Origin of the sequence: Streptomyces sp. NPDC059477 (genome assembly GCF_042749375.1) — a bacterium.
Taxonomy (GTDB): Bacteria; Actinomycetota; Actinomycetes; order Streptomycetales; family Streptomycetaceae; genus Streptomyces.
On the sequence record NZ_JBHYUG010000047.1, the window covers coordinates 38282 to 44770 of the forward strand.

General features: G+C 66.7%; 5 protein-coding genes. 3 read left to right on the forward strand and 2 right to left on the reverse strand.

Translation table 11 applies throughout. From position 1 onward, the window contains the following. Positions 1 to 24 precede the first annotated feature (24 nt). The 3 genes from ACFXAZ_RS23145 to ACFXAZ_RS23155 are packed head-to-tail and all read left to right on the forward strand — an operon-like array spanning position 25 to position 2737. Positions 25 to 876, forward strand: coding sequence for a helix-turn-helix domain-containing protein (locus ACFXAZ_RS23145; RefSeq protein WP_384594348.1), 852 nt, complete (start codon positions 25 to 27; stop codon positions 874 to 876). An 11-nt stretch (positions 877 to 887) separates the two neighbouring features. Continuing rightward, positions 888 to 1079 carry a hypothetical protein gene (locus tag ACFXAZ_RS23150; RefSeq protein WP_384594351.1) on the forward strand — a complete coding sequence of 64 codons (192 nt, stop codon included), beginning with the start codon at positions 888 to 890 and terminating at the stop codon, positions 1077 to 1079. 41 nt (positions 1080 to 1120) lie between these two features. Next, positions 1121 to 2737: a protein kinase gene (locus tag ACFXAZ_RS23155; protein WP_384594354.1), complete on the forward strand. Its 1617-nt coding sequence runs from the start codon at positions 1121 to 1123 to the stop codon at positions 2735 to 2737. 27 nt (positions 2738 to 2764) lie between these two features. Here ACFXAZ_RS23155 and ACFXAZ_RS23160 read toward each other — a convergent pair whose 3' ends face one another. Both ACFXAZ_RS23160 and ACFXAZ_RS23165 read right to left on the reverse strand, forming a co-directional pair. Continuing rightward, positions 2765 to 4876 carry an AIPR family protein gene (locus ACFXAZ_RS23160; RefSeq protein ID WP_384594357.1) on the reverse strand — a complete coding sequence of 704 codons (2112 nt, stop codon included), beginning with the start codon at positions 4874 to 4876 and terminating at the stop codon, positions 2765 to 2767. Between the two features lie 26 nt (positions 4877 to 4902). Next, a complete protein-coding gene (locus ACFXAZ_RS23165) occupies positions 4903 to 6264 on the reverse strand; it encodes a hypothetical protein (protein ID WP_384594360.1) in 1362 nt (453 codons plus the stop codon). Positions 6265 to 6489 lie beyond the last annotated feature (225 nt).

Below are 6489 nucleotides of genomic sequence, written 5' to 3' on the forward strand. Positions count from 1 at the left end.
GTTCGTGGCACGGAAAGGTACGGCATGCCACCAAGGACGATCCTCACTCAACGCCAGAAACGCCTGGGAAGTGAGCTTCGCAGGATGCGCACCACGGCTGGCAGGTCGGCGGAGTACGCCGCAGGGCTCCTCGGCGTCGATCGGAGCAGGATCTCCAACATGGAGTCCGGACTACGCGGGATCAGCGCCGAGCGGCTGCGCACCCTGGCCTGCAACTGTGACTGCACCGACGAGAAGTACATCAACGCCCTGGCCGAGATGGCGGAGCCGAACGAAGCAGGATGGTGGGAGCGTTACCGGGGGAGCTTGCCTCAAGGCATGCTGGACATCTCCGAAACAGAGGCTGGCGCCGTGCGTCTGCGAGGCGCGAACACCGTGCATGTTCCAGGGCTGCTCCAGACATCAGCGCACGCCATGGCCATTTTCCGTTCCGTCGTCCCACAGCTTCCCGAGCATGAGGTCGCTCTCCGACTGGCACACCGGTCGGAGCGCCAGAAGGTGATCATCGGCGACAACCCGACCCCGTACGTGGCCGTGATTCACGAGGCGGCGCTTCGCATGCAGTTCGGCGGACGGGACGTCGCCCAGGCACAGTTGGAGTACCTGCTGGAGGTCTCCGAATGGGACAACGTCACCGTGCTGGTGCTCCCCTTCAGTCACGGCGCCTTCCCCGGAGCAGGGCACACGGTCGTCTACACCGAGGGCCCTGTGCAGCAGCTCGATACCGTGCAGTTGGACAACTCCCATGGTCCTCTCTTCCTGCACGCTGACGGCCAGCTCGCGAAATACCGGGCACAACTCGACCTGTTGGAAGACTTGGCACTGTCCCGGGAGGCGTCCCGGGATTTCATCCGCCAGATCGCCCAACAGCTATGAGGAGAAGTCACATGGCCGACATCATTTGGGAAGCCCCGCTCTGCGGCGAGGGCAGCTCCTGCTTCCGCCTCGGCACCGACGCCCACGGCAACGGCTACATAACCGTCGCCGGCCAAGAAGACCACTACCTCACCGACTCCCTCGAAGCCCTGCGCACCCTCATCACCGACATCAAGGCCGGTAAGGCAGACCATCTGCTCTAGGACGCCAACACCCGGCGCCGCCAGTCGGTACCGTGCGGCACATGACGCAGGCAAGGAGAATCGGCGAGCAGGGCCGCTACGAGCTGATCGAGAAGATCGAGTCCGGCGGGATGGGCACGGTCTGGCGCGGCTACGACGCCGTCCTCGACCGGGAGATCGCGGTCAAGCTCATCCGGCCCGACGTCGTCGCGACTCCCGCGCAGGCGAAGGAGTTCACCCGCCGCTTCGAGCGCGAGGCCCGTGTCACCGCGCGGATCGGCCACCACGGGGTGCCGCAGGTGTTCGACGCGGTGCTGGACGAAGCGTCGTACGACCGGCTGTACCTGGTGATGGAGTACGTGCGCGGGATCTCCCTGCGCACGGTGCTCACGGCCACGGAGGACGGCGCGGCGGTGGGACTCCCCGTGAGCTGGGCCGCGTCGATCGTCGCGCAGATCTGCACGGTCCTGTCGTACGCCCACGCAATCCCGGTGGTGCACCGCGACCTGAAGCCGGACAACATTCTGATCGCCACGAACGGCACGGTGAAAGTGCTGGATTTCGGCATCGCGAAACTGCTGGGAACGGACGTCACACGGCTCACCGCCGCCGGCGACCGGATCGGCACCAGCCGGTACATGCCACCCGAGCAGATCGAGAACGCACAGATCACGCCGCTCAGCGATCTCTACGCACTCGGCTGCGTGCTGCACGAACTCCTCGCCGGGCAGCCGGTCTTCAGCGGCGACAACGACTACCAGCTCCTGTACCAGCACATGGATGTGCCTCCGACGCCCCTGCGCACCCTGCGGCCCGAGGTGCCGTCGGACCTGGAGGCGCTGACCCTTGACCTGCTGTCCAAGGCGCCCGAGCAACGTCCGGCCGACGCATACGCGGTGTACGAGCGTCTGTCACCGCATCTGCCGCCACCGGGTTCGGCGGCCGACCCCTTGGCGCTCGTCGGCGGCGACGCGGCCTCCGGGGTGCCCGACCCGACGCTGGTCTACCGGCAGCCGAACGCACCCCTGCGACGGACCGCCGCTCCCGCGTCCTCTCCGGAGCCGCCGGTCCCGGCACCGGTCCCGGGGCGTGCCGACACCGTATTGCGGGACGCGATCCGGGACGCGTACGCCCGGTCCGCGGATCTCGCCGAGAACGGGCGGTTCGCCCAGGCCGCGGACGTCCTCAAGGCGGTGATCGCCACGGCGGCCACCGCCCTCGGCGCGCACAACCCCCGTGTACTCGGTCTGCGGCGGCAGCGTGCGGCGGTCCTCATGGCCGGCGAAGATTTCCGGCGTGCCCTGCCGGAGTTCGACGCCTTGGCCGCCGTTTACGCCCGTACGGCGGGACCGGCGGACGAGAACACGCTGGAGTGCCGTCGGCACGCCGCCCACTGCCGGGCCAACCTCGGCCAGGCCACCGCCGCCCTGCGGGAGTTCCAGGAGGTCCTGGAGGTCGTTTCCGACGTGGATGGGGACGCCTCCGAGACCGCCCTCGACCTGCGCCGCAGTATCGGTGTCCTGCTCTTCTCCGAAGGACGCCGCGTCGAGGCCGAGGGTGTCCTCGACGCCCTCCACGAGGACATGTGCGTTCTCCTCGGAGAGGAGCACGAGGAGACCCGCGAGATTGCCGATCTCCTCGCCCGACTGCGCGATCCGGAGGGGCCGCGCCCACAGTGACGGCCCGCTGGCGCGGTACGCAGGCCGTCAGGCGTCGTCTTCAGCCTCGTCCTCTTCGCTGTAAATACGCTTGGCCAGATCCCACAGGCTCAGGCCATCTAGCTGGAACCAGCGAACCGTTCCCTGGTTGGCCACGGGGCGATCGTCCCAGCCGGCGTCCGCCCACATCTTCGACACCAGTCCGGACGGCGAGTACTGCTGCTGGTCGTACGCCCACAGGATCGGCTTGGTCCGGTGATTGACCCAGGTCGCCTGGCGTCGCCTCTCGTCTTCGGCAAGCCACGCTTCGAGGGCGTCCCGTTCGGGCTCGTTCTGACCGACGTACCGGAGGGGGGCTCCGTCCTTGATGACACGGCGGTCGACCAGGAGCGGCGCGGTGTTCGGGCGACGCTGCTTGCGCTCCTTCGCCTGAGGCGCGGGAACCGCGACGCCATCGGCCAGGTCCCCGAGGACCTGCTCCGCCAGCTCCCGGCAGTTCTTCGCGCTCTGGAAGGCAGCCCTGATCTGGGAACGCGGTCCGTAGCGCGTCACAATCTGATGAGTCAGCCGACGGACCAGCTCCGGAACGAGGGCGGGGATCTGCTCCAGAACCTCGCTGTCCCAGTCGAAGTCGGGATCATCGATACTCGTGGCGCCAAGGTGCTGAAAGATCAGGTGAGTGACGAGAAACCCACCGTGCTCTGCGGTCGCGGCCTCGCGGCTGTTCTGCCCACTGCCCAGTTCGTAGACCGCGCTCCGTGCCGCGCGCAGCGTCAGCACAGAACGCCACACCTTCTGCGGGGAGGGCTCGCGTTTGAAGAGCAGGGTGTGGCTGCCCTGGGAGCCCTGCTCCCAGAGGTTCTCCATGGAACTGGCGGCGCGGGCGGTCTGTTCCGCGTCCGGGTGGAGGCAGGCGAGAGCGAGCGCGAGTTCGTCCAGTGAACAGCCGGTCTCCGGTGCGGGGACCGGCTCACCGCGCTTGATCACATACTGCTTGTGCAGTTCGGCACGGAGGTTGGCCTTGATCGCCTGGTGCACGGGTTCCAGCGCGATGTGATCGCGCTGCTCGATGGCGTTCTGCCGGTTCGCCGCCTGCGAGACCTGGACTCCGAACTTCCGGTCCTCATGTGTGTTGATGACCTTGATGCTCAGGGTGGCATGGGCCGCGGTCTCACCGTCGTCGTGCATGGCCCTGGCCACAGCCCGTACCGTCTGAGCGCCGTTCACGATGCTCGCCCCGGTCACCTTGAGAGTGGTCGGCCTGCTCCTCGGGGCCCTGGCGCTCTCGTGCTCAGCTTTGAGCGCGTCGCAGATCATGGTGATCCCGTTGTTCAGGTGCCAGAACCTGGTGGGATCCGACGTCAGAGTCTGACCGATCTCCGCATTGGTGACGGTAGGCCCCAGCGGTGCCCGGAGATTCTGCTCGAACAGGCCGGTACCGTGCGTCTCGTACCACTCGGCGACACTCTCGGCGGAGACCGTGCCCTGGTATGCCTCAAGCGGTCCCGCCTGCTGGTACCAGTCGTCAAGGCGTACGTCGAGGTCGATCGGCTCCGGCCGGAGATCCGCATGGATCTGACCATGGAAATCGGCGGCGCGCAGCAGCTTGATACTCAGGCGGGCACCATGGCTGTTGAACTCGCGGAGAGCGTTGTTGAGGACCTCAAGCGCGGGTGGTGAGGGCTCTACGGTACCCATCAGCGCAATGACCAGAATGGCTCGTCCATTGACGAGGAAGGGCCTGGCCTCTTCGGCGAGGGTGGAGGCTCGCTGGTTGAACTGGTCGTACAGCTCGTTCTCGATCCGGTTCAGGCCGTCCACCATCGCCTTGGCGGCGTCCACGTCGAACGTCGCCGTGCCCCTGTCGCTCCACTTCGCCTGGACAAGAAGGGCCTGGCCGCTCTCCGGCAGGGGGGCGATGGCGTCCAGCCCCTGATCCGCGATGCCGTCCGTCACGAACCGCGCTGCCTCGGCCACACCGCACTTGGCCATAATGCGTACCGCGAGCGCCGCGAGGGCGCGGGAGAGAAAGCGCTGCTCGTAGTTGCCCCCTCCGAAGTGGGCGATGTCGCTGTCATCTATCACCCCGTCGAACGTCTCATGCAGTTGCGCGCGGACCTGCGTTACCTGGCGAGGCGTGTCTGCCCCCGAGGTGACCATGGATGATTGCCTTCCCACTGGTGGTGTCATGCGATGCCCTGATCCCGCGTCCCGATCCCTGAACCGTTGCCACGCGGCCTCGTGCTGAAGTCGACGACCACCAGAGCGACACCGGCCGTTTCGACGCTGGCCTCCACCCAGTTCATGGCCACCTCGAAGGACACATCGCGCGCGCCGAGCCAACCGTCGCGCACCAGACGGGCGAAGTCGGTCGGCACGAGATGGCGGGTGAGCATGTCGGTGGAAAGACGTCGAAGACCGTGCGCCCCGGTGGCCGGGACCGCTGCCGCGATCTGGTCGTAGGGGTAGATCGCGCCGGAGCTCGTCCGGTGCAGAGCGGGAGTGAAGGGCACCGGCTCGTGAATGCGGAGAAAGAGGGGGTCGTTCAGCAGGCCGTAGTCGTCGGCGCCGCTTCGGGTGGGGTTCGGCAGACAGCGAACACGGACGAGGAACTCGGCCAGGCCGTGTCGGGCGTCGGACGACAAGACCCCGTTCGGGCCCGGACTCAGGTAGCGCAGTGCGACGAGCGTCTGCGTGTGGACGTGGTAGTAGTAGGCGTCGAGGGACCCCTCCCCGCCATCGACCACCCACTGATCGATGATCGACGTGGCCTCGACGTCATAGCTTTGACGGCCTCTGTCACTCGCGAACATCCGGAGGACGGTCTCACCGACGCCGTTGAACCTCTCCGCCACTTGCCCGTGGATGTCGCCGAACCCCGGCTGAACCGGAGTCCCGGTGAGCCCGCTCAGGAAACTTGTCCGGGCGATTGTCCTGTCCCAGTCGTGCACCGGCGCGAAGTCATTCGGGGTCAATCCAGCCATCTTGGCGAAAAGCAGCAGTGCGTCACGCTCATCGCGCCAGCGGAGTTCACGGTCGGTCCAGCCTTCGCCGTCGTCGAGCAACGGCAATAGCTTCTGAACTTCACTCTCGACCCCAGGGGAGACGCCTCTGAGATTGGCGAGCACGCTATCCGCGCCGACTGTGACCGGACCGCTTTCCGGCAGCGCTCCGGCGAGTTGGCCGTTTCGCCCACCGCCGGTGCGCCGGAGCAACGAGAACGGGACTTCTTCTCGAATCCTTCGTACACGGGTGACGATGACCTTCCGGTCCCGGTCGGTCTCGTGAGCAGGACGCACGATGCCCAGCCCCCAGATCCGCTCCGCTTGCTCCCGGCCGCCGTCACTTTGTTGGGCTGGGGGCGCAACCAGAATCGCGAGGTGGGACTTGGTCTCGGGCCAGTCACGACACGGTTGGGAGTAGGACCGTTCCTTGGCGGGGTCGGCATCGAACAGACGTAGCAAGTCATCGTCAGGCCGCAGAATCGCGAGCCGCGGCGACCGTGTCCCAGACGGAAACTCGGCCTGCCATGGTCGTGCCAATGCCATCCACTCCCCCGAGCCACCTACCGGCGCACCGTGCCTCATTCAGGAGAATGCTACTTTGGCACGAGTTCCTTCGCGGCCAGAGTTTATCTACCGGAGCCGTGAGCGCAGGTTCGAATCCTGCCGAGGGCGCCCCAGCCCGGACAGGCGGGCCCGGGGATTTTCCGGGCCCGCCAGCCGGTGTGCGGTTGTTGTGTTTGTTGGGTTTCTTGCGTTTGTTGTGGTGGT